Origin of the sequence: Xenorhabdus littoralis (assembly GCF_033949345.1) — a bacterium.
GTDB classification, from domain to species: Bacteria; Pseudomonadota; Gammaproteobacteria; order Enterobacterales; family Enterobacteriaceae; genus Xenorhabdus; species Xenorhabdus littoralis.
On record NZ_VCDP01000101.1, the window covers coordinates 1 to 26,416 of the forward strand.

General features: G+C 39.9%; 24 protein-coding genes. 10 read left to right on the forward strand and 14 right to left on the reverse strand.

The window, feature by feature from the left end; genetic code table 11:
• Positions 1 to 144: 144 nt before the first annotated feature.
• Complete coding sequence (locus FE394_RS17385) at positions 145 to 1,482, reverse strand: hypothetical protein (RefSeq protein WP_319927611.1); 1,338 nt, start codon at positions 1,480 to 1,482, stop codon at positions 145 to 147.
• 656 nt (positions 1,483 to 2,138) lie between these two features.
• Between FE394_RS17385 and FE394_RS17390 the strand changes: the two genes are divergently transcribed.
• Positions 2,139 to 3,485 carry an MATE family efflux transporter gene (locus FE394_RS17390; protein WP_319927612.1) on the forward strand — a complete coding sequence of 449 codons (1,347 nt, stop codon included), beginning with the start codon at positions 2,139 to 2,141 and terminating at the stop codon, positions 3,483 to 3,485.
• Between the two features lie 72 nt (positions 3,486 to 3,557).
• Here the strand turns inward: FE394_RS17390 and FE394_RS17395 are convergent, their stop codons facing one another.
• From FE394_RS17395 to zipA, 5 genes are all read right to left on the reverse strand, one after another.
• Entirely contained in the window at positions 3,558 to 4,310 is a 753-nt protein-coding gene (locus tag FE394_RS17395; protein WP_319927613.1) for an SDR family NAD(P)-dependent oxidoreductase, read from the reverse strand.
• A 192-nt stretch (positions 4,311 to 4,502) separates the two neighbouring features.
• Positions 4,503 to 4,724 (reverse strand): DUF3820 family protein, encoded by a 222-nt coding sequence (locus tag FE394_RS17400; RefSeq protein ID WP_319927614.1) that lies wholly within the window; start codon positions 4,722 to 4,724, stop codon positions 4,503 to 4,505.
• A gap of 107 nt (positions 4,725 to 4,831) precedes the next feature.
• Positions 4,832 to 6,022: a NupC/NupG family nucleoside CNT transporter gene (locus tag FE394_RS17405; protein WP_319927615.1), complete on the reverse strand. Its 1,191-nt coding sequence runs from the start codon at positions 6,020 to 6,022 to the stop codon at positions 4,832 to 4,834.
• A gap of 152 nt (positions 6,023 to 6,174) precedes the next feature.
• Positions 6,175 to 8,208 (reverse strand): NAD-dependent DNA ligase LigA, encoded by a 2,034-nt coding sequence (gene ligA, locus FE394_RS17410; protein WP_319927616.1) that lies wholly within the window; start codon positions 8,206 to 8,208, stop codon positions 6,175 to 6,177.
• A gap of 59 nt (positions 8,209 to 8,267) precedes the next feature.
• Positions 8,268 to 9,206, reverse strand: a complete 939-nt coding sequence (zipA, locus tag FE394_RS17415; RefSeq protein WP_319927617.1) for a cell division protein ZipA — start codon at positions 9,204 to 9,206, stop codon at positions 8,268 to 8,270.
• A 219-nt stretch (positions 9,207 to 9,425) separates the two neighbouring features.
• Here zipA and cysZ point away from each other — a divergent pair, with 219 nt between their 5' ends.
• From cysZ to crr, 5 genes are all read left to right on the forward strand, one after another.
• The gene (gene cysZ, locus FE394_RS17420) at positions 9,426 to 10,190 is read left to right on the forward strand and encodes a sulfate transporter CysZ (protein ID WP_319927618.1); all 765 of its coding nucleotides are present in this window, start codon (positions 9,426 to 9,428) and stop codon (positions 10,188 to 10,190) included.
• 258 nt (positions 10,191 to 10,448) lie between these two features.
• Positions 10,449 to 11,402, forward strand: coding sequence for a cysteine synthase A (gene cysK, locus FE394_RS17425; protein WP_319927619.1), 954 nt, complete (start codon positions 10,449 to 10,451; stop codon positions 11,400 to 11,402).
• A 525-nt stretch (positions 11,403 to 11,927) separates the two neighbouring features.
• A complete protein-coding gene (gene ptsH, locus FE394_RS17430) occupies positions 11,928 to 12,185 on the forward strand; it encodes a phosphocarrier protein Hpr (protein ID WP_319927620.1) in 258 nt (85 codons plus the stop codon).
• 172 nt (positions 12,186 to 12,357) lie between these two features.
• The gene (ptsI, locus tag FE394_RS17435; protein WP_319927621.1) at positions 12,358 to 14,085 is read left to right on the forward strand and encodes a phosphoenolpyruvate-protein phosphotransferase PtsI; all 1,728 of its coding nucleotides are present in this window, start codon (positions 12,358 to 12,360) and stop codon (positions 14,083 to 14,085) included.
• A 48-nt stretch (positions 14,086 to 14,133) separates the two neighbouring features.
• Positions 14,134 to 14,643 carry a PTS glucose transporter subunit IIA gene (crr, locus tag FE394_RS17440; protein WP_187653448.1) on the forward strand — a complete coding sequence of 170 codons (510 nt, stop codon included), beginning with the start codon at positions 14,134 to 14,136 and terminating at the stop codon, positions 14,641 to 14,643.
• 150 nt (positions 14,644 to 14,793) lie between these two features.
• Here crr and FE394_RS17445 read toward each other — a convergent pair whose 3' ends face one another.
• From FE394_RS17445 to FE394_RS17475, 7 genes are all read right to left on the reverse strand, one after another.
• Positions 14,794 to 15,291 carry a GNAT family N-acetyltransferase gene (locus FE394_RS17445; RefSeq protein WP_319927622.1) on the reverse strand — a complete coding sequence of 166 codons (498 nt, stop codon included), beginning with the start codon at positions 15,289 to 15,291 and terminating at the stop codon, positions 14,794 to 14,796.
• Positions 15,292 to 15,406: 115 nt separating this feature from the next.
• Positions 15,407 to 16,288: a cysteine synthase CysM gene (cysM, locus tag FE394_RS17450; protein WP_319927623.1), complete on the reverse strand. Its 882-nt coding sequence runs from the start codon at positions 16,286 to 16,288 to the stop codon at positions 15,407 to 15,409.
• A gap of 134 nt (positions 16,289 to 16,422) precedes the next feature.
• Complete coding sequence (cysA, locus tag FE394_RS17455) at positions 16,423 to 17,511, reverse strand: sulfate/thiosulfate ABC transporter ATP-binding protein CysA (RefSeq protein WP_319927624.1); 1,089 nt, start codon at positions 17,509 to 17,511, stop codon at positions 16,423 to 16,425.
• 14 nt (positions 17,512 to 17,525) lie between these two features.
• Positions 17,526 to 18,371 (reverse strand): sulfate/thiosulfate ABC transporter permease CysW, encoded by an 846-nt coding sequence (gene cysW / locus FE394_RS17460; protein ID WP_319927625.1) that lies wholly within the window; start codon positions 18,369 to 18,371, stop codon positions 17,526 to 17,528.
• On the reverse strand, positions 18,371 to 19,201 hold the full coding sequence (gene cysT / locus FE394_RS17465; protein WP_419836360.1) for a sulfate/thiosulfate ABC transporter permease CysT: 831 nt from the start codon (positions 19,199 to 19,201) through the stop codon (positions 18,371 to 18,373). The genes cysW and cysT overlap by 1 nt, the downstream gene beginning before the upstream one ends.
• Entirely contained in the window at positions 19,201 to 20,238 is a 1,038-nt protein-coding gene (locus tag FE394_RS17470) for a sulfate ABC transporter substrate-binding protein (protein WP_319927626.1), read from the reverse strand. Before FE394_RS17470 ends, cysT begins: the two co-directional genes overlap by 1 nt.
• A 780-nt stretch (positions 20,239 to 21,018) precedes the next feature.
• The gene (locus FE394_RS17475) at positions 21,019 to 21,639 is read right to left on the reverse strand and encodes an RpoE-regulated lipoprotein (protein ID WP_319927627.1); all 621 of its coding nucleotides are present in this window, start codon (positions 21,637 to 21,639) and stop codon (positions 21,019 to 21,021) included.
• A gap of 365 nt (positions 21,640 to 22,004) precedes the next feature.
• On the opposite strand from FE394_RS17475, the gene FE394_RS17480 reads away from it, so the two are divergent.
• Positions 22,005 to 22,292 (forward strand): hypothetical protein, encoded by a 288-nt coding sequence (locus tag FE394_RS17480; RefSeq protein ID WP_319927628.1) that lies wholly within the window; start codon positions 22,005 to 22,007, stop codon positions 22,290 to 22,292.
• Positions 22,293 to 22,332: 40 nt separating this feature from the next.
• Here FE394_RS17480 and FE394_RS17485 read toward each other — a convergent pair whose 3' ends face one another.
• Positions 22,333 to 22,755, reverse strand: coding sequence for a GNAT family acetyltransferase (locus FE394_RS17485; RefSeq protein WP_319927629.1), 423 nt, complete (start codon positions 22,753 to 22,755; stop codon positions 22,333 to 22,335).
• A gap of 140 nt (positions 22,756 to 22,895) precedes the next feature.
• Between FE394_RS17485 and hemF the strand changes: the two genes are divergently transcribed.
• The 3 genes from hemF (at position 22,896) to FE394_RS17500 (ending at position 26,126) form a co-directional block, all read left to right on the forward strand.
• The gene (hemF, locus tag FE394_RS17490; protein ID WP_319927630.1) at positions 22,896 to 23,804 is read left to right on the forward strand and encodes an oxygen-dependent coproporphyrinogen oxidase; all 909 of its coding nucleotides are present in this window, start codon (positions 22,896 to 22,898) and stop codon (positions 23,802 to 23,804) included.
• A gap of 731 nt (positions 23,805 to 24,535) precedes the next feature.
• Positions 24,536 to 25,594 (forward strand): M4 family metallopeptidase, encoded by a 1,059-nt coding sequence (locus tag FE394_RS17495; protein WP_319927631.1) that lies wholly within the window; start codon positions 24,536 to 24,538, stop codon positions 25,592 to 25,594.
• Between the two features lie 292 nt (positions 25,595 to 25,886).
• Positions 25,887 to 26,126 (forward strand): protealysin propeptide domain-containing protein, encoded by a 240-nt coding sequence (locus FE394_RS17500; protein ID WP_319927632.1) that lies wholly within the window; start codon positions 25,887 to 25,889, stop codon positions 26,124 to 26,126.
• Positions 26,127 to 26,416 lie beyond the last annotated feature (290 nt).

Here is a 26,416-nt window from a genome sequence, read left to right on the forward strand (position 1 = left end):
TCCCGCTTAGCTCCACCAAAATTCTGAATCCCTGAAAACGCAAGTTTTCAGGGATTTTTCTTTTAGCCAAATATAATTAAGTTAGCCAGCCACTTTCCTGCTTACTTCATTTTCCTACTTACTTATACAAACGATTAAAAAACGTCAAATAATCGTAATGCTTTTTATTTTTAAACTAAAAGTTCCATTCGAGTAATTGGAATCCACATCAACTTTGTTATAAAGGCCATCATCACAATTGCCTCCTGTACCTCCAGTGCCTCCAGTGCCTCCAGTGCCTCCAGTGCCTCCAGTGCCAGTATTATCTCCAGAATCATTTAAATACATAAATCTCGCTGTCATAGAATAGGCTGCATTTCCAACCATTGGTACAACCAAGTAATAAAAATCTAAAGCTTTATTTTGTGGTATTTGATCATATGAAAAATAAAAATTATAACCATTAAAAATTGAACTATCTTCTATATGATATACTGGTTCAAGTTGTATTGTTTTACTTTGGTCATTTTCATATTTGATGAAAAATATAATAGCATCACTTACACTATAACCTATATATTTTGGAATCATTACTTTAATCCCTTTAAGCCCTGCCTTTTTTTTCACCACCCCACCTGATAATATCCCTAGAATGTTTGGAGGTTGAATTCCTAAAGAATTTTTATAATTTAAAACAATATAAGCAGATGTAGAATATGTTGAGGGAATTAAGCCAAAAATTTGAGTAGTAAAATCAATTCTTGCAACTGTATCTTTTTTTGGATAAAGCCGAAATCCAATACTTCCATTCTCATCACTATTAATAGTGAAAAAATAAAAATCATTATTTTTTTGAATATCTATAAGATTAGGAATATTTCCGCCGACCGGATCTGTTGCTATATTAACAATGTTATTTCCATATAGTTTATCCGAGGATTTGGATGATATTATTATCTGTGTATTTTTTAAAGGATTATCCTTTTCATCCTTTATCACTCCTGAATAACGAATATATTTACTGGCAGGATTATCGATAGGATTGTCTGTTTTTACCATTTCAATAACTTCCATATCTGTTTTCAATGATACGAAGCTATTTTCCTTTATTTTTTTTGTCATATATTTGACTGTAATTGGAGAAATTTCCGGTACATCTTCATTTTTCGCTGAAATTGCGGTAACAGTATAGCTAATCAATTCTCCTGATGGTAGACCACTATTAACTTCCAGTATAAAGGCAATCTCCCCTGAAAATATTCCTGAAGAGGTGTCAGGGTTTAATTTCCAACTTTTTTCCACTTCTGCCACTATGTTATGTTGAGGATCTTTTATGACAACAGACGCTATAGACTCCATAATCGTAGCTTGTGATGACGTAATATTAACTACCAGATAACATTGTTGTCCCACAAGAACATCTGCACCATCAGGTATAGAAACAAAAATAGAAGGTTTTTCTACTTTCATTTCAGCTACATTTGCATTTTTATCAAAATTCATTTAATCACCTCGAAGATAAAACAAATAATATATTATTACTGTTTTGCAAAAACATCCTAAACAAAAATAAATCATTTCAATAATGAAAAAAAGTTATCGCCTATCAATATAATCACAGAGATTAAATTATCACTCTGAGTAGGCATTCATAATGGCAACACTCTCTCAATGACAAATGCTTTTACTGAAAACTTTAAATAAAAATGTCAGAGATTGGCATAAATTAAATATAGAATAATATAATTCTTGTTATTAAATCCGTTACAAACATGGATAACACGAAATAATTTTGATAAAAATCCAGTTTAAAAGTGACAAATAAAATAACCCATAGGAATTATTCCATTATAACATATTAAAAATGTGACGTAGATAACACATCATGGAAAGTTGTTATCAAAATGTTGCTGAATTCATTTTTTATGATAACAATTGCTATTGGCTTTATTAATGTTGTATTTTATTACACCTGTTGGTTAAAAAAAATATTTATGCATTTTTAATAAAAATCAGCCTCGTTTAGCGCCAGTCTCTTTTCCTTTTATTCTTTTCTTAACAAACAACTAATCTGAAATCTGGCTAAAAACCTTGTAAAAGCCTTCTTGCTTTTAACATCAGGGAAAATAATGTAACAAGAAAATCCAATAAGGATAATCATGCAAAATAAGACCTTGTTTAGAGAATTAAAATACCTATTTTTATTATCAAGTCCCATAATAATAACGCAACTTGCCAGAACAGCTATGGGTGCCATGGATGCTCTCATGTCAGGTCATTATTCAACTAATGACTTAGCCGCCGTTGCTCTGGGCGGTAGTATTTGGTTCCCCATCTTTTTATTGGGGCATGGTGTTATTATGATGCTGTCTGCTGATGTGGCAAAACACAGATTTGACAATAATATTGAAGAAATAAAAGAGAGTACAAATAACTACATATCTGTCTCACTTATTTTATCAATACCCATTATTATCTTCCTATTTTTTGCTGTTCAGATCCTGTCTTTCATTGGTGTTGATGAAGATGTAGTGAATATTACAGTGGGTTATATTACCGCTATGTTATTTGGTGTGCCCGGGTTGATGATATTCAACGTATTTCGTTCATTATTACAAGGACTCGAAGATACAAAAGTCGCCATGTATATTTCCTGTCTCGCCTTCGCTATTAATATACCCCTCAATTATGCTTTTATATTTGGTAAATTTGGGGTGCCTGAGATGGGTGGTGTAGGTGCAGGTATTGCAACGGCAATTATCAATACTCTTAGTGCGATCACACTTATTGTTTACTTCTTATACAAAAAAGAATATAAGCAATATCACTTTAAACTATCTCTTAGATTTAATAAAAAATTAAAGAGACTATTTTCAGTTGGTATTCCAAGTGGAATGGCTCTTTTTATTGAAGTGCTCTTTCTTGATATCATTGCATTTGGCATTGCCACTCTTGGTCCTGTTTACATTGCTGCAAATAATATCTTGCTCATCATAGCATCCTTGATGTTTACCGTCTCCGGAGGATTTTCTGCCGTCGCAACAGTAAGAATTAGTTACTTAAATGCCAAAAGAGATATCCAATCAATATTACATTTTAGCGTTATAGCAACAGCAACGAGTTCATTCATATCTCTTGTGTTATGTACTATTTTCTATCTATATGCTGACTCTATTATTAATTTATATACAAAAGATATTCTTGTGATAAATATGGCAGTTAGTATTGTGATTTTTTTATGTTTGTTCCATTTACTTGATGCTTTTCAGTTCATATTATCGGGTGTTTTTCGAGGATTACATGAAACAAAAATAGTATTCTACGCACCTATTATAGGTTATTGGTTCGTAGGAGTCCCTTTGGGCTTTACGTTAGGACTGACAGATATCCTCACAGAAAAGATGGGACTGGTTGGTTTTTGGTACGGACTTGTTTTAGGCTTAGTTGTCAATGCGATAGTACTCTCAATAATATTGAAAGCAAAATTTAAAAAACTGGCAAAATAAACATCCTTAAATTAAGAGCCTATCCCAGAAATTACAATTAATTGAAATGGGATGGGTTCTTATTTTTTAGATTTATTGCGCTGTATAACCACCATCAACTGCGTAAAAAGAACCTGTCGTAAATGAGCTTTCATCTGACAGTAAAAATGCGACAGCTTTCGCTACTTCTTCTCTGGTTGCCATACGCTTCATTGGATGCGTATTTGCCATCCATTCTCTGACTTCAGCAGGTAAAGTTTGCATATTCGGAGTATCAACATAACCCGGCCCAACGGCGTTAATACGAACGCCTTTATCTGCAAATTCCAAAGCAGCCGAGCGCGTCAAACCAAGTACACCATGTTTGGCTGCGGTATAAGGTGCGATACCGGGAATGCCGACAATGCCATTCGATGATGAAAGGTTAACAATAGCCCCTCCTCCGCTTTGAAGGATAGCCGGAATCCCGTATTTCAGACCGAAAAATGTTCCGCTGAGATCGGTATTAATCACATCATTCCAATCATCAATGGAGTAATCACAGATATTGACACCATGTGGCCCGGTAATCCCGGCATTATTAACCAACATATGCAGTCCACCGAACTGCGCGACAGTGTTATCAATGAGTGCCTTAACTGAAAGATGATTTCTGACATCGGCCTCCATAGGAATAATGCGTTGCCCCGTGGGATCTATCCGCCAAGCCGTTTGTGCTGCACTGGAAAGTTGACGGCCAGTAATAATAACTGTTGCTCCCCGTTGAAATAATTCTTCAGCGATACCTTCCCCAACTCCCGTTGTTGCACCCGTGACAACTGCAATTTTTCCGCCAAAATAGCTCATTGTGATTCTCCGTATAGATCGTGTTTTTATCTATTCAATGTTTGGAAAACATTCAATTAACTTCAATTAAGAACATAACATATTAATATTATTTAAATAATAATATAGGGATTCATGTCACTCATTTGGCAATAGTAATGAACACAAAAATTTTGCAGAAAATTGAAGATAAGACAAAATACGGGTTCAGCTTTAACTATTAGAATTTTTCAGCGGCTTTACCAACGATTCTAATCCTTCAATTTTGATTGCAAGGGTCATTTCCATTAATACTCCCAGTTTACCCTGTGGAAACTCCCCTTTGCGGGCAAACCAAAGTAAATATTCCTCTGGCAAATCGATTAGCATCCGTCCTTTATATTTACCGAATGGCATGGCTGTGTTGGCTATTTCCAGCAAATTCTCTTTATTCATTGCATCAACCTTTCTAACTCGATATGAAAACATATTCTCATATAAAAGAAAAAGTGGCACCTGCCAAGACGCCACTTTCGTTTCAACATACAAATTACCGGAGGAGATTAAAAACTCATGATCACCCCTGTAATTGCCGCTGACAGAAAACTCACCAGTGTAGAACCGAATAGCAGTTTCAGACCAAAACGTGCAACTGTATTACCCTGTTTTTCATTGAGTCCTTTAATAGCACCAGCAACAATCCCAATAGATGAGAAATTAGCAAAGGAAACCAAAAATACTGACAGGATACCTTTTGAGCGCTCACTCAACTGAGCAACAATTTCTTGCATGCTCTGCATTGCAACGAATTCGTTGGAAACCAGTTTTGTCGCCATAATACTGCCCACTTTCAGCGCTTCATCGGCTGGGATACCAATGATCCATGCCAGCGGATAGAATACATATCCCAGACACTCCTGGAAAGTAACACCGAACACTAAGTCAAAAATAGCGTTGATACCCGCAATCAAGGCAATAAAACCAATCAGCATTGCAGCGACAATTAATGCCACTTTGAAACCTGCCAGAATATATTCTCCCAGCATTTCAAAGAAACTTTGTCCCTCATGGAGATTGCTCATATGGATTTCTTCTTCGCTCTCAACAGAATAAGGGTTGATGAGCGACAGAACAATAAAGGTACTGAACATATTGAGTACCAGTGCCGCTACCACATATCTTGCATCCAGCATTGTCATATAAGCACCCACGATGGACATGGATACTGTCGACATTGCCGTCGCTGCCATTGTATACATCCGGCGTTCAGACATTTTGCCCAGCACATCTTTGTAAGCAATAAAGTTCTCTGATTGCCCCAGAATCAATGAGCTAACAGCATTAAATGACTCCAATTTACCCATGCCGTTAACTTTAGACAGCACTGTACCTATCGCGCGGATAATAATTGGCAGCACTTTGATATGTTGCAAAATACCAATCAGGGCAGAAATAAAGATAATTGGGCACAATACATTCAGGAAGAAAAACGCTAAATTCGCTTCCATCATGCCACCGAAAATAAATTTAGTGCCTTCTGCCGCATAAGAAAGTAAGTGGACAAACAGGTTGTCAAATCCCTTAACAATTCCCAAACCCGCGTTCGAATTCAGGAAAAACCATGCCAGAAAGAGCTCAATAATAAGCAACTGAATGATATAACGAAACCGAATATCCTTTCGGTTATTACTCGCTAAAATCGCCAGACCGCCAATCACAACCAATGCAAGTAAAAAATGAAAAATATGTGACATAAAAAGAACTCCAAACATGATGCTATGCAAATTTATAACTGCATTTTATGTAACGCATAATAGTAAATATTGATTGTTGTCACATCAACCGACTATTTAAGCGGATACAAATTTCTATTTAGCCAATCTGATCACACTTCCCTGTTATACCTTTAAATGGAACGGGTACTATTCCCCAATAGACGGATCATTTCTTCTTCATCAATCACAGGTATACCCAATTCATTCGCTTTAACTAACTTGGAGCCCGCAGCTTCGCCAGCAATAACCAAATCGGTCTTCTTCGAAACACTCCCAGTCACTTTTGCACCTAAAGCAGCCAACTTATCTTTGGCTTCATCTCTGGATAGACGGCTTAATGAACCTGTCAGTACGATTGTCTTACCCACGAATGGACTATCAACCTCATCCAGATTAGGGATTTCAGCCGACTCCCAGTGGATACCAATATTGTTGACCAAATCATCAATCACAGCTTGATTATGCGGTTCGTTAAAGAAGTTTACGACATGACTGGCAACAATTCCTCCTACGTCCTGCACCGCAATGAGTGCTTCTGTATCCGCTGAACACAATTTTTCCAATGTGCCAAAATGTGAAACCAGATTGGCTGCGGTTGCTTCGCCAACTTCGCGTATCCCCAACGAGTATATAAAACGAGCAAAAGTAGTTTGCTTGGATTTTTCCAAGGCATTAATAACATTTTGCGCCGATTTAGGCCCCATTCTCTCCAAACCTGTTAATTTTCCCGCAGTTAAACGGAAAAGATCGGCGGGCGTTTTGACATACTCTTTATCTACAAGCTGCTCAATGATCTTTTCTCCCATGCCATCAACATCCATAGCACGGCGGGATACAAAATGTTTCAGCGCTTCTTTACGCTGGGCGCCACAGAACAAGCCACCAGTACAACGGGCAACGGCTTCTCCTTCGACACGTTCAATATCAGAGCCGCAAACCGGGCAATGTTGAGGGAAAATTACTTCCTGACTTTCTGTCGGTCTGCTCTCGTGAACAACACCGACGACTTGTGGGATAACATCTCCGGCACGGCGAATAACTACGGTATCACCAATGCGCAGTCCCAAGCGTTCAATTTCATCTGCATTGTGCAAAGTGGCATTACTGACTATCACACCAGCCACCAATACCGGCACCAAACGAGCAACCGGCGTTATGGCACCAGTACGCCCCACTTGGAATTCGACGTCACGCACAACAGTCATTTGTTCTTGGGCAGGAAACTTGAATGCGGTCGCCCAACGTGGCGCTCTGGCGACAAATCCTAAGGTTTCCTGTAAATTGAGTGAGTTCACTTTGACAACAACACCATCAATATCAAAACCCAAAGTCGGGCGTTGCTGCTCAATATTATGGTAAAAATCCATCACTTGTTGAGTGCCCTGACACAGCTTCACTTTGTCACTGACAGGTAATCCCCATTGCTTAAACTGCATCAGGCGTTCGTAATGGCTTGCTGGCAGTTCCCCGCCTTCCAGAACGCCAACCCCATAGCAATAGAAAGTAAGCGGGCGTTTGGCAGTAATGCGTGGATCGAGCTGGCGCAATGATCCTGCGGCCGCATTGCGAGGGTTGGCAAAAATTTTATTGCCGGTACGACGCGCTTCTTCGTTGAGTTTTTCGAATCCGCCCTGTTTCATGAACACTTCACCACGAATTTCAACACGGGCAGGAATATTATCTCCTTTCAGGCGCAAAGGAATGGCGTGAATAGTACGAACATTGACAGTAATATTTTCCCCTGTTGTCCCATCGCCACGAGTTGCTGCCTGCACCAGTTCCCCATTTTCATATAACAAACTGACGGCCAAGCCATCGAGTTTCAATTCGCAACAAAAGACTAAATCCCGGCTGTCTTTCAGGCGATCACGAACACGTTTATCAAATGCCAGATAGCTCTCTTCATCAAATACGTTATCCAAAGACAACATAGGGATTTCATGACGCACTTGTCCAAATACTGTCAAGGGAGCAGCACCAACGCGCTGTGTGGGAGAATCAGCCGTAATCAACTCTGGATGTATCTCTTCCAGTACTTTTAACTCCCGCATCAAACGATCGTATTCTGCATCCGGGATCTCTGGAGCATCCATGACATGATACAAATATTCATGATGACGCAATGTTATTCTTAGTTCGTTGATTTTCTCGATAATATTTTCCATGACTTCTCACCAGAGATGAAAAACCCCCGGCTAGCGGGGGCTTAATACTAAAAAAGGATTTATTCGCCGACGTTGAGCGTATTGCGGATACGTGCTTTATAGAGTTCGATCATCTGTGGTGTAAGCATTTTACGCTCGCCATCCAGAACCACCCCTCCTACGTCAGCAGCAATACGCTGTGCCGCTTGCAACATCAGTTTAAAATTCTGATGGGAATCACCGAATGAAGGCACAAGCATGAACATGGAAATTCCCGGGGTCGTAAAATCGGTCATTAGGTCCGGATCAAACGAACCCGGTTTGACCATGTTAGCCAAACTGAACAATACAGCACCGCTCCCCGACGGGTTCAAGTGGCGATGGAATATGTTCATGTCCCCAAAACGGAAACCTGCCTGCAAAATGCTTTGAAGCAATACTTCACCATTCAGTTCCTGCCCATGATGCGCAGCAACATGCAGTACCAGCACAGTTTCTTTTTGGGCTTGCTCAGTTTCGATCTGTGTTTCATTTTCTACTGCACTTGACTGTTCTTCGGCAATGCCTGCTGTTGGCCCTACTGCCCCAACACCTTTAGGCTCTGCCTGTTCAACCGGATCAAATAACCCAAGCTGTGGCTCTTCCGGTTGCCCATCAGCAATTTTAACTTTTCCTGCTGGTTCATCAGAAGAATGCTGTCTTGCAAGCAAAGGATCTAAACCATCATCAACCATTGCCATTGATGATTCAGATGCACGATGTTCGATGACCGGCTCTGCACGATGCTCAGTATGCGGTTTACCCGAACTCTGAACACGCGACTTTGCCGCATTATCAATCAGCTCATCGTCTTCATCATCCCCTGACTCTTCCTGACGCTCCTGTTTATGACGTTTAACTGGGCGATCACGAAAGAGTGACGAACGCTCTTTACGGCTGGTCCACAACCCATGTAATAGCAAAGCTATTATGGCTATCGCACCAACAACGATTAATATCAGACGCAAGTCCTGCATCATTGCTATCTCTGTTGTTTAAATTAATTGCCACCACGGCGAAATATCTTTAGATAAGAGTATTTGTCAAATAGGACAAGTGCAAGTCTCTACATACTTTTCTTATCATAAAGAGATATTTCCCCAGTTTTTTCGGATGTTTTTTACACACAAAACTACTAGTCAGTAGAAAATCCTACCTATATCATACCGTCTCAATCATCCGGGAGAGAATAAGAAAATATGACGAATTCGACAAAGCCGCGAAAACGTTTAGGTGGATTTCATTATATTATGCAAGGCTGGCAATTGGTAACCCGTCCTGGTATTAAGAGATTTGTCTTATTACCCTTGCTGGCTAATGTTTTATTGCTAGGTGGTTCATTCTGGTGGCTATATCAGAAACTGGACGGCTGGATACAATGGACGCTTGATAAAATACCAGACTGGATGCAATGGCTAAGCTATTTGATCTGGCCATTGGCGGTCATTTCGATCTTATTGGTTTTTAGCTATTTCTTTAGCACGCTGGCTAACTTCATTGCTTCACCATTCAATGGATTGCTGGCAGAAAAACTGGAAGCCGACCTGACAGGCATACCCGCACCAGAGACTGGCATTATCGATTTACTCAAAGATACACCTCGCATTCTCAAACGCGAATTAGTGAAGATTCTTTACTATATTCCCCGTGCGATCATCCTATTGTTGCTTTACTTTATTCCCGGAATTGGTCAAACCATCGCGCCTCTCCTTTGGTTTATTTTCAGCGCATGGATGCTGGCGATCCAATATTGTGATTATCCGTTTGATAATCACAAAGTCAGTTTTATCGCGATGCGTAATACCCTGCGACAAGACAAAATTGACAATCTTCAATTTGGTGCAACAGTGAGCATATTGACCATGATCCCTATTGTAAATCTGTTCATTATGCCAGTGGCTGTCTGTGGAGCTACCGCCATGTGGGTCGATCGTTACCGTACCCAACACGTGCAAAATCGCTGATCATCAAATTAAGAGCCTGATTTCTCATCTACAGCAAAAACCTCTGACAAATAGCAAATACGTCAGAGGTTTGTTTCAAACAATGACACAGCAAGAAACTACACAAATAGTCACACCGCAATAAATAAAGTAAACAATATAAAACAATCATCAAATATTCTTTTATATAATAAGAATAGATTCAAACCTTATTTCCATAAATAACATGTTAGCGTATGGTTAATCCGTATCTAACGGTATTCTAAGGGCAATCGAACAATGAGCAAAATTTATGAAGACAATTCGTTGACTATTGGTCACACTCCGCTGGTACGCCTGAAAAACTTCGCTAATGGCCGTATTTTGGCGAAGATAGAATCTCGTAATCCCAGCTTCAGTGTAAAATGCCGTATTGGTGCCAATATGATTTGGGATGCTGAAAAACGCGGTATCTTAACCAAAGGCAAAGAACTGATTGAACCGACCAGCGGTAATACTGGAATTGCGCTTGCCTATGTTGCTGCCGCTCGTGGCTATAAGCTGACATTGACCATGCCTGAAACGATGAGTCTTGAGCGCCGTAAGTTGCTGAAAGCATTAGGGGCTAGTTTAGTACTCACTGAAGGCGCAAAAGGCATGAAAGGTGCCATTGATAAAGCTAACGAAATCCATGACAGCGACCCTGACCGTTATCTGCTCCTTCAACAATTCAGTAATCCAGCCAACCCGGAAATTCACGAAAAAACGACTGGCCCTGAAATTTGGGAAGATACTGACGGTGATGTTGATGTTTTTGTCGCCGGTGTGGGAACCGGCGGGACGATTACTGGTGTCGCCCGTTACCTGAAAAATACGCGCGGCAAGCAAGTGACTATTGTTGCAGTTGAGCCGGAAGGTTCACCTGTTATCAGTCAAAAATTAGCGGGTGAAGAACTTAAACCTGGTCCGCATAAAATTCAGGGAATTGGTGCTGGTTTCATTCCTGATAACTTAGATTTAACATTAGTTGACCGCGTATTTAAAATCAGCAATGAAGAAGCCATTAAAATAGCGCGCGAAGTCACTGAAAAAGAAGGCATTCTTGCAGGTATTTCTTCAGGTGCTGCTGTTGCAGCGGCGATTAAGTTATCTCAAGAAAATGAATATAAAGACAAAAATATCGTCGTTATTTTGCCTTCTTCTGCTGAGCGTTATCTCAGTACGGCACTGTTTTCCGACTTAACTAATGATTAAAATCCCTCTGTACCATTTTCTTTACGTTGACAAAAAAGCGCCCCTTCAGGGTGCTTTTTTGTGCATTGGATCAAAGTTTAAAACTTTCCTAGATGATTTATTCAAGTAGCTTTAGTATTTAACCAGTAATTATTTTGATGCACGAAATTAATCGTCAGACAGGCGTCTAAAACGCGGCTCAATTCAGCCATTACCCTGATAGTGTGTATTAACACCAATATAGTGTGCATTAACACTAAATCAACAATTGAGTGCATCAAGTAGGTTAATTTTTTGATAATGATTAATATACTCCAATCTATTTCAAGTTACAGTCAATAGAGCACAACTTGAAAGTTAACGGATATACGCCACTTTTCATTATCATTTAACGGTTGTACAAGTCGGAGCGAATTCAACTATAGCCTATAGATTTCAAGTTACAGCAAGGCGCAAGAAAGCGACAACTTGAAAGACAACAGGTATAAACTATCTTTAGAATTCTCTTGGCTTATCAACGAACATTTAAGTTATTGAGGAAATACTATGTTCCAGCAAGAAGTTACTATTACTGCACCAAACGGCCTCCATACTCGCCCTGCTGCACAATTCGTCAAAGAAGCAAAAGGTTTCGCTTCTGACATTACCCTGACTTCTGGAGGCAAGTCTGCCAGCGCAAAAAGCCTGTTCAAGCTGCAAACGCTGGGATTGACTCAAGGTACAGTCGTAACCATTGCTGCTGAAGGCGAAGATGCGCAAAAAGCTGTTGAGCATTTAATTAAGCTGATGGGTGAATTGGAATAATCCTCCGCTTAATCAAGCCAATCTATACCCAATGAATTTCAAGTTGCAACTTGAAAGATTACAGGTATATTTCATTTTGTTCATCCCCAGATCAATAAAACCTGGGGATATTTAGAGCCTCTCCCTCTGAGGGCTTAATGAAATGTAATCACCCGCAGTAAGGTCATATAGTATGATTTCAGGCATCTTAGTATCACCAGGCATCGCTTTCGGTAAGGCACTATTGCTGAAAGAAGACCCCATCATTATCAATCAGAAAAAAATCATTTCTGAACAAATCGAACACGAAATTTCCCGCTTTAAGCAAGGCCGTGATAAATCCTCCGCACAGTTAGAAATAATTAGAGAAACAGCAGAAAAAAATCTGGGTGCGGAAAAGGCCGAAATCTTCGAAGGCCATATCATGCTGCTGGAAGATGAAGAGCTGGAACAAGAAATCGTTACTCTTATCAAGAAAAATCTGGCAACAGCAGATGCTGCTGTCTATTCCGTCATTGAAGATCAGGCCAAAGCTCTGGAAGAGCTGGATGATGAGTATTTGAAAGAACGTGCTGCCGATGTACGTGATATCGGTAAACGCTTACTGAGAAATATTCTGGGCATGCCAATTATTGACTTAGGCTCAATTGAAAAAGAAGTCATCTTGGTTGCCAATGATCTCACCCCGTCAGAAACCGCACAGCTGAATCTGGATAAAGTGCTGGGCTTCATTACTGATTTGGGTGGTCGTACTTCCCATACATCCATCATGGCCCGTTCGTTGGAATTACCTGCTATTGTTGGCACGACCAATGCCACCACACAAATTAAGAGCGGCAGTTACCTGATTCTGGATGCAGTTAATAACCAGATTTACGTAGATCCATCCGATGCTGAAATCGAGCAGTTGAAGGCAGCGAAAAATGAGTATCTGACAGAAAAAACCGAACTGGCAAAACTGAAAGATCTGCCTGCTATCACGCTCGACGGTCATCAAGTTGAAGTTTGTGCCAATATCGGCACGGTCCGAGATGTCATCGGTGCCGAACGTAATGGTGCGGAAGGTGTTGGTCTATATCGTACTGAGTTCCTGTTTATGGATCGCGATACCCTGCCGACTGAAGACGAGCAGTTTGAAGCCTATAAAGCAGTTGCGGAAGCGGTTGGCAATCAAGCTATCATTGTTCGTACAATGGATATCGGCGGTGATAAAGATTTGCCTTATATGAATCTGCCAAAGGAAGAAAATCCATTCCTTGGCTGGCGCGCAATTCGCATTTGCCTTGATCGTAAAGAAATCCTACATTCTCAATTGCGGGCTATTCTAAGAGCTTCTGCATTTGGTAAACTTCGCATTATGTTTCCAATGATTATTTCTGTTGAAGAAATACGGGAACTCAAAGCTGAATTGACGCTGCTTAAAGATCAATTACGCAGTGAAAACAAGGCATTTGATGAATCAATTGAAGTTGGCATCATGGTCGAAACACCTGCTGCTGCAACAATTGCTCATCATCTTGCGAAAGAAGTTGACTTTTTTAGTATTGGGACAAACGATCTAACTCAGTATACTCTGGCGGTAGACCGTGGTAATGAGCTGATTTCTCATCTTTACAACCCAATGTCACCAGCAGTGTTGAGTCTAATCAAGCAAGTGATTGATGCCTCACACGCAGAAGGTAAATGGACTGGCATGTGTGGAGAACTTGCCGGTGATGAACGCGCTACACTGTTACTTTTGGGCATGGGATTAGATGAATTCAGCATGAGTGCTATATCGATTCCACGCATTAAAAAGATCATCCGTAATACTAATTATGGTGATGCGAAAGCACTGGCAGAACAAGCCTTAACTCAGCCAACAGCACAGGAATTGATGGATTTGGTTGACACTTTTACCAGAGAAAAAACACTCTGCTAAACACATTAGCCAGAACACGGTCCCATTAAAACAACTAGGAGAAGATTCATGGGTCTGCTTGATAAATTGAAATCTCTGGTTTCAGATGATAAAAAAAACAGCGGCAGTATTGAAATTATCGCCCCATTGTCAGGTGAGATAGTCAACATCGAAGATGTTCCAGATGTTGTTTTTGCAGAAAAAATTGTGGGTGATGGTATCGCTATTAAACCGACCGGCAACAAAATTGTCGCTCCTGTTGATGGCACCATTGGTAAGATCTTCGAAACTAATCATGCTTTTTCTATCGAATCTGATAGTGGCATTGAACTATTCGTCCATTTTGGTATTGATACCGTTGAACTGAAAGGTGAAGGCTTTAAGCGTATTGCTGAAGAAGGCCAACGGGTACAAAAAGGCGATTTGGTTTTAGAGTTTGATTTGGCATTTCTGGAAGAAAGAGCTAAATCAACCTTAACCCCTGTTGTTATTTCTAACATGGATGAAATCAAAGAGTTATCTAAGGTCAGTGGGTCAGTTGTCGTGGGTGAATCTGTCATCATGCGGATCAAAAAATAACAGAAAGATTATTGAGGAATATTCCCCTCTTTTTCTGTTAACCGATTCATTGTCATTGATGATTGTGCGTTAATCGCCACTGTTTTATCCGGCTGAAAGATAAAATGTCTGATAAAACAGGGCGATTTTTTATGGATAAATCAACAACGCTCAATTATTCGAATCGGGGGCAACCAACTCCCATTTGCCAAACAGTGTCAAGCCCACTGCTTTGGCCAGTGCTAAAGACGCAAGGTTATCGAGCTGGGATCGATATTGAGGCTCATACCCTTGAGCGTAAGCATATCTACTAATTGTGCGTACCACTTTTCTGGCATGACCTTTGCTTCTGAAAGGCGCTAACGTCAGTACCCCTAAATCCGCAATTTTTGCATTATCCCAAGGATACATACTGGCAGCACTAATCAATCTATGTTGTTCAAAAGAACCGAATACCGCCCAGTGATCCAATTCGACATAAGCATTATTCAAATCCTGCTCCGAAACAGAAGATTGAAACTCAGAGAAAACGTCTTCATCTTCCTTTTCCGTTAGCTGGCGCAGTGTGCTGCCCGCATTTTCCTGCAATAATTTGCTCTTTTCTTCTTCTTCCAGATTAGCATTGGTGGCGATAGTAAAAACATCATCAACTATAAATAATATCCCCATTTAATAATGGCGCTTGCCAAAAATCAGTTATCGTTTTTGAAAATAAAAGCATACTTCTTACTCGCTTTACACTCGCTTGAAACATGAAAGGATCGATAAAAAGACAAAAGGCGCGTTAATTAAAAACCCCTGTGGACAAATATCGGTCGCCACGATCACAAATAATCGCGACAATAACGGCTCCCGGATTTTCGGCTGCAATGCGTAATGATCCGGAAACTGCCCCGCCAGAACTGACACCACAGAAAATACCTTCCTTCTGCGCTAATAAACGCATTGTGGTTTCAGCTTCTTCTTGTGTGATATCCAAGATCTGATCCACCAGCTCTTTCTGATAAATACTAGGCATATAAGCCGGAGACCAACGGCGAATACCGGGAATTTGGCTATTTTCTGCGGGCTGTAACCCCGTTATTTGTATTGTGCTTGACTGTGATTTCAGATAACGACTCACCCCGGTAATTGTGCCTGTTGTTCCCATGCTGGAAACAAAGTGAGTAATCCGCCCAGCTGTTTGTTGCCAAATTTCCGGGCCAGTAGTATTAAAATGTGCCAGAGAGTTATCCGCATTATTGAATTGATCGAGAACCTTCCCTTCTCCATTCTTCTCCATTTCTTGCGCCAAATCCCTGGCCCCTTCCATTCCCATTTCTTTACTGACCAAAATTAATTCAGCGCCGTAAGCCCGCATTGATGACTGTCTCTCAAGGCTCATATTTTCAGGCATTAATAATTTTAAATTATAACCTTTTACCGCCGCAATCATCGCCAGTGCAATGCCAGTATTGCCACTTGTTGCTTCGATCAAAACATCGCCCGGTGCAATTTCTCCGCGTAATTCAGCCTGCTGGATCATCGAAAACGCGGCTCTGTCTTTCACGGAACCCGCAGGGTTATTTCCTTCCAGCTTTACCCAAATCTCCGCATCGACACTTTCTGTCAATCGTCGTAATTTAACCAGTGGTGTATTACCTATAAAGTCTTCCAAGCTTGCCACAGCGTTACCTAATTCATATGAGAATGGATAACCAAATAATCATATTCAGAAAATTGTAGCAAGGCATTAAACAAAAAAATCCCTGCTTTCCGTTAAAAACGGAAAACTGAGATTCAATGATTAAACTTTTTGAATTAAGCGGATTCTGCCAATCGCAACACCTTTAGTGGAACATCGTCCGCATACAAACTGGCATCCGAACCCCCAATGAAATAGTTTCCACCTCTAACTGGCATTGATGCGTTATCCGGCCAAATCACTGACAGAAACTCATCTCCCCAACCGACAGGTTTAACTGACAAGAGAGAAAAATGTCCGCGCGGACTAATCTCAGCAACCTGAACAGGCAAGGGACAAAAAGCGGTCTGCTGCAAGCTGAGTGTCATGTTCCATGGGCGAAAAAAAACATCCACATTCCCTTGATGCAGCGGTTTAATATTTAACGGGAAAATTTTTCCGCCAATCCAGAGCTGGGAATCTTTAATTTCACCATGCAGTTTGTTAACTTCACCCATGAACTCAAGCACAAAACGGCTCTCAGGTTCACGCCATACCTGCTGGGGCGTACCCACTTGTTCAATACGTCCTTGGTTCATGACAACCACCCTGTCTGCCACTTCCATTGCTTCTTCCTGATCATGGGTAACAAACACGCTGGTAAATTTCAATTCCTCATGAAGCTGACGCAACCAACGACGCAACTCCATTCGTACTTGTGCATCCAATGCCCCAAAAGGCTCATCCAACAAAAGGATGTGTGGCTCAACGGCCAATGCTCTTGCCAATGCCACTCGTTGCTTTTGTCCACCCGAAAGCTGTGATGGATAGCGATCAGCTAAATGCGATAGTTGCACCATATCAAGCAATGCCATGACCTTACTCCGCAGCTCAGCGCTACCCGGACGCTGACGACGGGGAAGCACTGTCAGCCCGAAAGCCACATTATCAAAGACAGTCATATGTCGAAATAAAGCATAATGCTGGAATACAAACCCAACATGTCGCTCTTTCGCATGTACCCGACTGACATCCTGACCGTGAAATTTCAGTTGACCGGAATTCTGCTGTTCAAGCCCTGCAATAATCCTCAACAATGTCGTTTTGCCTGAACCTGACGGGCCAAGCAGGGCAATCATTTCCCCGGATTCAATATTCAGTGAGATTTCATTCAGTATCTGAGTTCGACCAAAAGATTTACTGATTTTATTGATTTCAATACTCATATCTTGCTCCTGATCTACCCTTGCTGACGACTTAAACGCCATTGCAACGCACTTTTGACAATCAGAGTAATAATTGCCATCAACGCTAATAAAGCCGCTGCCGTAAATGCACCTACTGTATTGTAATCCTGATAGAGCAACTCGACCTGCAAAGGCAGTGTATAAGTCTCTCCGCGAATCGCTCCTGATACTACGGACACCGCACCAAATTCCCCTATCGCCCTTGCGTTAGTCAGAACAATACCGTACAGCAATGCCCAGCGAATATTTGGCAATGTCACTCGCCAAAACATCTTCCAACCAGAAGCCCCCAACAATATAGCGGCCTCATCTTCCTGACTGCCCTGACTCAACATCACCGGCACCAGTTCACGGACAACAAACGGGCATGTCACGAATACCGTCACCAGCACCATCCCCGGCCATGAGAACATGAGCTGAATGTCATAATCTCCCAGCCAATTTCCCAGCCAGCCATTGGCACCATAAAACAGGAGGTAAAGCAGACCCGCTACAACCGGCGAAACCGCAAACGGTATATCAATTAACGTCAGCAATAATTGTCTGCCGGGAAATTGGAAACGTGTTACCAACCATGCTGTCATCACGCCAAATACCAGATTGATGGGTACAGTTATCAGCGCAATTATCACTGTCAGCCAGATAGCATGCAGCATATCGGGGTCGAAAAGGTTCTGTGTGACAATGTCGATACCTTTAGAAAAGGCCGTCAAAAAAATCCATGCTATCGGGATCACCAACAATAAAATCGAAAAGAGTAATCCCGTACCAATCAGTAGCCATTTACCCCAGTTGATAGGAGAACGCTGCACCAATGTGTATTCGGAAAATTCGCTCATCAATGACCTCCAATCCGTTTACCAAAGCGGCTTTGCAATACATTGACGCTAAACAACAGTAACAATGATGTTGCAAGGATAACCGAAGCTATTGCACTGGCAGCCGGGTAATCAAATTCTTGCAGGCGAACAAAGATCATCAGGGAAACAACCTCTGTTTGCCACGCAATATTGCCTGCAATGAAAATCACAGCTCCGAACTCGCCTAAACTTCGAGTGAAAGAGAGCACCGTTCCGGCAATCAGTGCCGGTGAAACCTCAGGCAAGATAACGCGACGGAAAGTCTGCCAACGACTCGCACCCAATGTCTGTGCTGCTTCTTCATATTCAGGGCCAAGCTCCTCAAGAACCGGCTGAACAGTACGTACAACAAAAGGCAGACTGGTGAATGCCATCGCCACAGCAATGCCCAGCCAAGTGTTCGCCACTTTGATATCGAAATTACCAAGCCAGGCACCATACCATCCTGTTGCAGAGAACAGTGTCGCCAGCGTTAAACCTGCAACGGCCGTCGGCAAAGCAAAAGGAAAATCCATCAGACCATCCAGTAAACTCCGCCCGGGGAATTGATACCGGGTTAATATCCATGCCATCAACATGCCAAATACCATATTGAACAAACTGGCAACCGCAGCCGCCAGCAATGTCACCTGATAAGCAACAATAACCTGAGGATTCGCGATGACTTGCCAGTATTGCGTCCATGTCATGCTTGAAAGCTGTATTACCAACGCACTTAATGGCAATAGCAGGATAAGACAGGTATAAAACAGACTGCTGCCCAAACTTAGCCCGAATCCGGGTAAGACGCGCTTGCTGAATGACCACATTATTCGCGCCCTTCCATCAATAAGTGATCAAAGGTGCCACCTGTGTTGAAGTGGGTTTTCATCACCTGAGGCCAGTTACCAAATTGCTCTTCCAGACGAAACAGTTTAGTTGCAGGAAAACGGGCTTGGTGCGCTGTCATCACGTCTTTATCAATCACGCGATAATTGAAGCTGGCAATGATCTGCTGGGCAGCGGGGCTATACAAATAATCTAAATACGCTTTGGCCACGGCTTCAGTGCCGTTTTTCCGGACATTCTTATCCACCCAAGTGACTGGGAATTCGGCCAGAATATCCACCGGAGGCACGATCACCTGATAGTTATCTTCACCATATTGTTTGCGAATGTTATTGACCTCTGATTCAAAACTGATCAGGACATCACCCAAACCGCGTTCAATAAAAGAAGTCGTCGCTCCACGACCTCCTGTATCAAATACCTCTACATTTCGCAAAAAGCGCTGCATCTGTTGACGAACCTTTTCTGGATCGTGTGTATTTTGCTGTTGAAACGCCCCCCATGCGGCCAGATAAGTATAACGCCCGTTACCTGAAGTTTTGGGATTCGGGAAAATCAACTTTACGTCATTGCGCAGTAAATCTACCCATGTATGGATTTTTTTGGGATTACCTGTACGTACCAAAAAAGCCATTGTGGAATAGTATGGAGAACTGTTATTCGGTAAACGCTGCTGCCAGTCTGCGGGGATCAGATTGCCGAGATCATGTAAGACCTGAATATCCGTAACCTGATTATAGGTCACCACATCCGCTCTTAAACCATGTAAAATAGCCAGTGCCTGTTTGGATGAACCTGCATGGGATTGTTTGATGGTCAATTTATCTTGTGGATGCCGTGCATTCCACTGTTTTTCAAACTCTGGATTCAAACTCGAAAATAATTCCCGAGCGATGTCGTAAGAGCTATTCAGCAATTCAATAGCCTGAACGTTGGTGCTATAAGTGTTGAGACTGATCAGCAATAACGTCGTCGCCAATCCACTCAATAATTTATTTTTTATTGCCTCTATTCTCATCCAGCACCTTACCCATCATCCTATCTGATAACCATTTCTTCTATACCCTATTGATTTCAAGTTGCAGCTTTGTTGGCTGCAACTTGAAAGATGGAAGGTATACTGTATCCAGAATCTTTATAACAAGGTAGTTTACTATCCCCCGTTTTATATACCGAATTTTCATGAGAAATGATGAAACGCGATAAGATGAAGAAAATCTGATAGTACAGTGTTGGCAAAGCTAATGTTACGTTCACTCACCCCAGTCACCGTTTTTATAAACATATGGTTAATCATGCTTCTGGGAGCTCGTTCCCTTGCCGCCGCGCTACATCTTGAAATCCATTGGTTGTATAGGAATTCACATAAATTTTTCAGGGAGGTTGCAAAAACTCAAGAAAGATATTTATTAATGACTTCTGACAAATTATTTATTTTCAGTAAAATAAAAAGCCATGTGCTAAAGGTATTTTGAGAGGAAATTCAATTACCGTGTTAATCTGATTGATAGGCGTGATTTGGGCATTGTTTAAATATCTATTCAACGCAATTTCATAAAAATTTTCTTCGAAAACATATCATTAGGCTCGTGTTGTTCCACTATATCTAGCATTAATTTCAATTACGTAAATTTCATCAGATGATAAAATAAATTCGATTTCAATCCAGCCATTAAATATTTTTTCCTTTTATGAAAATGGATTAAAAATGAACGCTGCTCTCCACAATAAAAGATGCGTTTATTTATGCAGGTGGATAATAAAGAGAGTTTACGTTAAAACTCTCTTTAAAATTTTATCAGGATTTCCAAATAATACGTAAAATTTTCCAATTTTTCAGAACATCATCAGAAGGCAATAATTCTTCAGGGCCATCCCAAGTTCCCGTGAATACATAGCTGACATGCTGGCTTTGTGGGGCAATGCAGATAACTGCGGGTTGCACAGTGAAGTCCTGAGATCGCTGACAAACTCCAAATGCCTTATCGTACAGCCTGGAAAAAGATGTCCCTACTTCCGTTCCCCAAACTGTTTTAATTCCCTCATCCAACACATCGATACGATTAACCTTGCCATTGAGCAAACCGTAAAATTCGAGCTTAACTTGGTTATCTTTCATTCCTTGAATAATGCTGACTAATTTACCATTTTGCATTTCCATACCACTACGCAGGTGATATTTTCCTTCCAAACCTCGCTCAATCACGGATTTCGCCATATCCGTCTGTTTATTGATTTCACCCAACCCCTGTTCAGATACATTCAAGGAGCTGCCAAACCAGTTAAATGGCGATAGGGAAGACCATGAAAGCCCCGATGTTCCAGCACAAGCAGTTAACAACAATGAGCATCCCACTAAACTGCTGGATACAATAACCCGCTGTTTGGAAAAAAAATTAAATACAAAAAATTTATTCATCACGGTTTCTTACCTTCGCTTTTACAGGCTGCAAATTGAAATCTATCAGACCACACTCTCAGAAAAACATTCAATTGTGAATTCCAAAATTTTCCATAGTTTCCATCGATAGAAACGATAAGGATACATTAATAATGTAACATTGCAGAACTGTTTATAAAAGAAACAATATCATAACTTTTATCTGCTAAAATATAAAATATTGGTTCTTTATGAATTATTCATTTGTTTTTACAGTTATTATCACTGCATCAATCCCTTTTGGCATGACAGAAACATCATGCCAAAAACCGACTCAGCCAGCCAATTTACATTACATACGGGCTTGTTTCTTAAATCAATGCTTCCATCAAAGGGAAATGCATATGCCCCCACCCAAAAACGCCATTAATTATCAATTACTTTCTAACTGGTGCAGATTAGAAGGAAAACCAGAATCAACTACATATGAACATTATTATCTATTCGAAGAATATAATGGAAATATTCAAGTAAAAATCATTTCAGATACTGAGACGAAACCGTCTCTTATTTCGAAGGATCTCGTAATGAAAAAAAATAAACATCAAAACTCGTGGAGTAACTTGTTCAAGTCATCGGCAAGACATTTATTAGCAATATTTAAAGGTAATGAATTTAAAGATAATGGCTGAGTAGCATAATACTACTCAGTTATTCTTTGTCATTTTATATTTAATCAATAATCAAACGCTTACTGAAAATAACACTTTCTTGTCCCAAATAATCATATTCCATCTTTTCACACATACAAATCGTTGCGTCATTTTCTTCAGGAACCATGATCAAAATATTTGGACAGCCTCTTGCCAATAACTTTTTCTCCAGACGGGAAATCAATGCATTAGCAATTCCCCTGCCCCTGAATTCAGGATGAACGCCCAGATAATAAGCATGGCCACGATGACCATCATAGCCACCCATAACTGAACCAACCACTTCTCCCGCAACTTCAGCAACCAAAAATAAATCAGCGTCATGATTTAGCTTACGCTCAATATTTATTTCTGGGTCATCACCAGAGTTAATCAAATCACAACGTTCCCAAAGTGTGATAACGGCTTCAAAGTCGTCTTGCCGAAATACCCGAATTTCCATAGTTAGCCAGCCTATTTAATAAGCAATTGAATCAACGTTAATTATCACTGCTTTTATTTGGGAATCAATATGAAAATGCGTTTAGTGATACTAACAGGTATACTGCCGATAGCCATAAACTAACCAAAATGAAAGCAGAAATGAATATACCTAATATATCTCGAGTTAAGGATTTTTTCCTCTCATTACAGGAGCAAATCTGCAAGCAACTTGAACAAATTGATGGTCACTCAACCTTTCAGGAAGAGTGCTGGCAACGAGAAGAAGGTGGTGGCGGATGCAGTCGCGTATTAACGGCAGGCAATATTTTTGAACAGGCTGGTGTGAATTTTTCCCATGTCAGAGGCGCTTCACTGCCTGTATCCGCCACAGCCCATCGCCCTGAATTATCGGGTCGTAGCTACCAAGCTATGGGCGTCTCTCTCGTCATCCATCCACTGAATCCCTATATTCCAACCAGCCATGCAAATGTGCGCTTCTTTATTGCTGAAAAAGAAGGCGAACCAGCAGTTTGGTGGTTTGGTGGTGGTTTTGATCTAACACCTTATTATGGCTTCAAAGAAGATGCCATTCACTGGCATACCATTGCCAAAACTTTATGCCAACCGTTTGGCGATGATATTTATCCTAAATATAAAAAATGGTGTGATGATTACTTTTTTATAAAACACCGCAATGAGCCACGTGGCATTGGTGGATTGTTTTACGACGATTTAAATATGCCTGATTTTGATGCCTGCTTTAATTTCACGCAAGCTGTCGGCAACGGTTTTTTATCTGCTTATTTACCGATTGTTGAACGAAGAAAAAATATGGCTTGGGGCGATCGTGAAAGACAATTTCAATTGTATCGCCGGGGTCGCTACGTTGAATTCAACTTAGTTTGGGATAGGGGAACACTCTTTGGTTTGCAAAGTGGTGGCAGGACTGAGTCAATATTAATGTCCATGCCACCATTAGTACGCTGGGAATATGGTTACGCTCCTGAGCCAGACTCTCCAGAATCTGATTTATACACCTCATTTTTGATAAAAAAAGATTGGGTATGATAATTCAAAACAGGAATATAAGATAACTTCTGCGTTCCTGTTTTACTCTTTTTTTAAAAAAATAGATAGGCATTCAGTAAATATATCAGAACATGACTAAAATAATTTGTATTTTCTCATTAACAATACCCTGCCATAAAAAATCAATACTCTCCTTGATGACTTACTCATTAATTCCAGTTAACATTTAACTAACACTACGAAAAACGCAAATAAATATTAATTAATTTATTTGTACTGGAACAGATTTCTAGGCATTGCAATATACCAATTAATACGTATAAAAATTATTTAATAACTTTTATTAATAAATAGAAGAGAAGGAGGAAAGAGACAGAAATCGGGTAAAAACATTTACTGATCAGAGGAGGATTTAAGATGAAAAATGTGAAAATTTTCTCAACTTAGGAGCTATCAGGAATAAAAAACATCAGATAAGTAAGCTTTAAACGCTGTTTGTAACCTCAAGTAATAAGGTTGACGTTCTATTTATAACAAAAACAGAGGATAATATTAATACAATATCAATGATAAAAAACCAGTAACATTCAGATAAAATTAAAATAAAAACCACAATTTTAATAAAACCCCACAAATATATTAACAAATTAATATATTTTTAGCAAAACTAAAATCTTTCGATTAGTAGCAAACACCTATTTTTAGATTAATAATTAATTAGAGGCCCTAGAAATAAAACATACACAACTTCCAAAAAACGGGGTATTATTATGTACAACAATAAAATTAGATTAAACAAATCTGGTATCATCCCTCCTTTTCTATTGGAATACGTTGTTAAAGATTGTGGCCAAATAGATAAAAACTATATATTAAAAACATTAAATCATGTTTACAGCCTGATGCACAGCTCGGCTGAAATGGATAATTTAATACCTGACTACCAACCAGGATTTAATGATCAATTAAATAGAACAATTTATAGTGCCGAACGTAATGACATATATCCGGGAGATTTATTAATTCTGAGTGAAGGAATGAGTGAAGATAATGATATAACAGCCAATGAAGCCTATGATTATCTGGGGAAAACGCATGAATTCTATAAGAATATTTTTGACCGTAATTCGGTCGATAACAAAGGCCTTAAGTTAGTTGCTACCGTACATTATCAAAAAAACTACATGAACGCTTTTTGGGATAATAATCAAATGGTTTTTGGTGATGGCTATCCCCCTTATTTTAATCGATTAACTTCTTGTATTGATATTACTGCTCATGAACTCACGCATGGGGTAACTGAAAGTGAAGCAAGTCTTGACTATGCCTACCAATCAGGCGCGCTAAATGAATCTATCTCAGACGTATTTGGCATTATGGTAAAACAGTACGCAAATAACCAAAAGTCCAGCGAATCTGATTGGTTAATAGGTCAGGGGTTATTCGGTCCTGCGCTTAATCCAACTAAAGACCCTAATGTAGCTCTGCGATCATTCAAAAACCCAGGAAGCGCTAACCCGAAAGATAACCAAGTCGGTCATATGGATCAGTATCAAGACCTCCCCTTTAAAGATGACAATGGCGGAGTCCATAAATACTCTGGTATTCCCAATAAGGCATTCTACTTGTTGGCAATAGAATTAGGAGGCTACTCATGGGAACAAGCTGGCAAAATTTGGTATAATACGTTATTAGACAAACGGTTATCTCATAAAGCAGATTTTAATGATTTCGCAATATTAACCGTTGATAATGCAGAAAAATTATTTGGTAAGAAAATATCAAATCTCGTGACTTATTCGTGGAACCAAGTAGGCGCTTTACTTTGAGGATGGTAATACTTTTCAGATAATCAAAGGCTAAGGAAGGCCTTGATTATATTTGAATTCCACCTCTATTATAATAACTCAGAAGTCAATTTTAAAGCTATTCTACTCATCAATTCCCTCTTCTCTTCCTCTCTGTTAATTAAATCATTTTACTTATTAATATAAAAGCATATAAAATTTACATTTATAGTAGTGACTAACATTGTTAATTTGGCTAATATTTTATATAGTGTCAAATAGACGCCAATATGACAACTAAAAAAACATGGCAGTTCATAAACAGGGCATTATTATGTGTAAAAATGAGACTATTAAAAAAAATATAATCCCACCTTATTTATTGGAATATATTTCAAAAAATTGTGATGCAGACGACAAAAAATGTATAGTGAATACACTAAATCACGTAAATAAAATGATGAAAAAGTCATTTAAACAACAGAGTCATCGACACGGGGATAACTCAGTAATTAATAAGGATAAAACGCTCCCTGAGCCAGAAAAAAGCAACGAATCATGTTCTGGAAGGTAAGCTTTTAGCGCTGGAGTTGTCTGCTACATACAGCTCACCTCAGCAACAACTCTGGCACTAATCCACAATATTTAAGAAATAATAAAGAACGTTTTCAATAGATAAGTAAGCGATATAAATAATCATCAGTAATTTTTGATGTGCACTTGTCTAACTTAATAAATCATCTCATATAATTTATTAGGTTAAATAAAAACATAACACTAATGAATATTAACACTCTCTGTTATAAAACTTACCTCCATAATCGTTAGATAAATTTAATTCAACTTTAATCAGAACCACCCGCA

What these genes read in the sequence shown, in the direction of transcription:
- FE394_RS17385 (WP_319927611.1), bottom strand. Translation starts at nt 1,482, where the DNA reads ATGAATTTTGATAAAAATGCAAATGTAGCTGAAATGAAAGTAGAAAAA.
- FE394_RS17390 (WP_319927612.1), top strand. Translation starts at nt 2,139, where the DNA reads ATGCAAAATAAGACCTTGTTTAGAGAATTAAAATACCTATTTTTATTA.
- FE394_RS17395 (WP_319927613.1), bottom strand. Translation starts at nt 4,310, where the DNA reads ATGAGCTATTTTGGCGGAAAAATTGCAGTTGTCACGGGTGCAACAACG.
- FE394_RS17400 (WP_319927614.1), bottom strand. Translation starts at nt 4,724, where the DNA reads ATGAATAAAGAGAATTTGCTGGAAATAGCCAACACAGCCATGCCATTC.
- FE394_RS17405 (WP_319927615.1), bottom strand. Translation starts at nt 6,022, where the DNA reads ATGTCACATATTTTTCATTTTTTACTTGCATTGGTTGTGATTGGCGGT.
- ligA (WP_319927616.1), bottom strand. Translation starts at nt 8,208, where the DNA reads ATGGAAAATATTATCGAGAAAATCAACGAACTAAGAATAACATTGCGT.
- zipA (WP_319927617.1), bottom strand. Translation starts at nt 9,206, where the DNA reads ATGATGCAGGACTTGCGTCTGATATTAATCGTTGTTGGTGCGATAGCC.
- cysZ (WP_319927618.1), top strand. Translation starts at nt 9,426, where the DNA reads ATGACGAATTCGACAAAGCCGCGAAAACGTTTAGGTGGATTTCATTAT.
- cysK (WP_319927619.1), top strand. Translation starts at nt 10,449, where the DNA reads ATGAGCAAAATTTATGAAGACAATTCGTTGACTATTGGTCACACTCCG.
- ptsH (WP_319927620.1), top strand. Translation starts at nt 11,928, where the DNA reads ATGTTCCAGCAAGAAGTTACTATTACTGCACCAAACGGCCTCCATACT.
- ptsI (WP_319927621.1), top strand. Translation starts at nt 12,358, where the DNA reads ATGATTTCAGGCATCTTAGTATCACCAGGCATCGCTTTCGGTAAGGCA.
- crr (WP_187653448.1), top strand. Translation starts at nt 14,134, where the DNA reads ATGGGTCTGCTTGATAAATTGAAATCTCTGGTTTCAGATGATAAAAAA.
- FE394_RS17445 (WP_319927622.1), bottom strand. Translation starts at nt 15,291, where the DNA reads ATGGGGATATTATTTATAGTTGATGATGTTTTTACTATCGCCACCAAT.
- cysA (WP_319927624.1), bottom strand. Translation starts at nt 17,511, where the DNA reads ATGAGTATTGAAATCAATAAAATCAGTAAATCTTTTGGTCGAACTCAG.
- cysW (WP_319927625.1), bottom strand. Translation starts at nt 18,371, where the DNA reads ATGAGCGAATTTTCCGAATACACATTGGTGCAGCGTTCTCCTATCAAC.
- cysT (WP_419836360.1), bottom strand. Translation starts at nt 19,201, where the DNA reads ATGTGGTCATTCAGCAAGCGCGTCTTACCCGGATTCGGGCTAAGTTTG.
- FE394_RS17470 (WP_319927626.1), bottom strand. Translation starts at nt 20,238, where the DNA reads ATGAGAATAGAGGCAATAAAAAATAAATTATTGAGTGGATTGGCGACG.
- FE394_RS17475 (WP_319927627.1), bottom strand. Translation starts at nt 21,639, where the DNA reads ATGAATAAATTTTTTGTATTTAATTTTTTTTCCAAACAGCGGGTTATT.
- FE394_RS17480 (WP_319927628.1), top strand. Translation starts at nt 22,005, where the DNA reads ATGCCCCCACCCAAAAACGCCATTAATTATCAATTACTTTCTAACTGG.
- FE394_RS17485 (WP_319927629.1), bottom strand. Translation starts at nt 22,755, where the DNA reads ATGGAAATTCGGGTATTTCGGCAAGACGACTTTGAAGCCGTTATCACA.
- hemF (WP_319927630.1), top strand. Translation starts at nt 22,896, where the DNA reads ATGAATATACCTAATATATCTCGAGTTAAGGATTTTTTCCTCTCATTA.
- FE394_RS17495 (WP_319927631.1), top strand. Translation starts at nt 24,536, where the DNA reads ATGTACAACAATAAAATTAGATTAAACAAATCTGGTATCATCCCTCCT.
- FE394_RS17500 (WP_319927632.1), top strand. Translation starts at nt 25,887, where the DNA reads ATGTGTAAAAATGAGACTATTAAAAAAAATATAATCCCACCTTATTTA.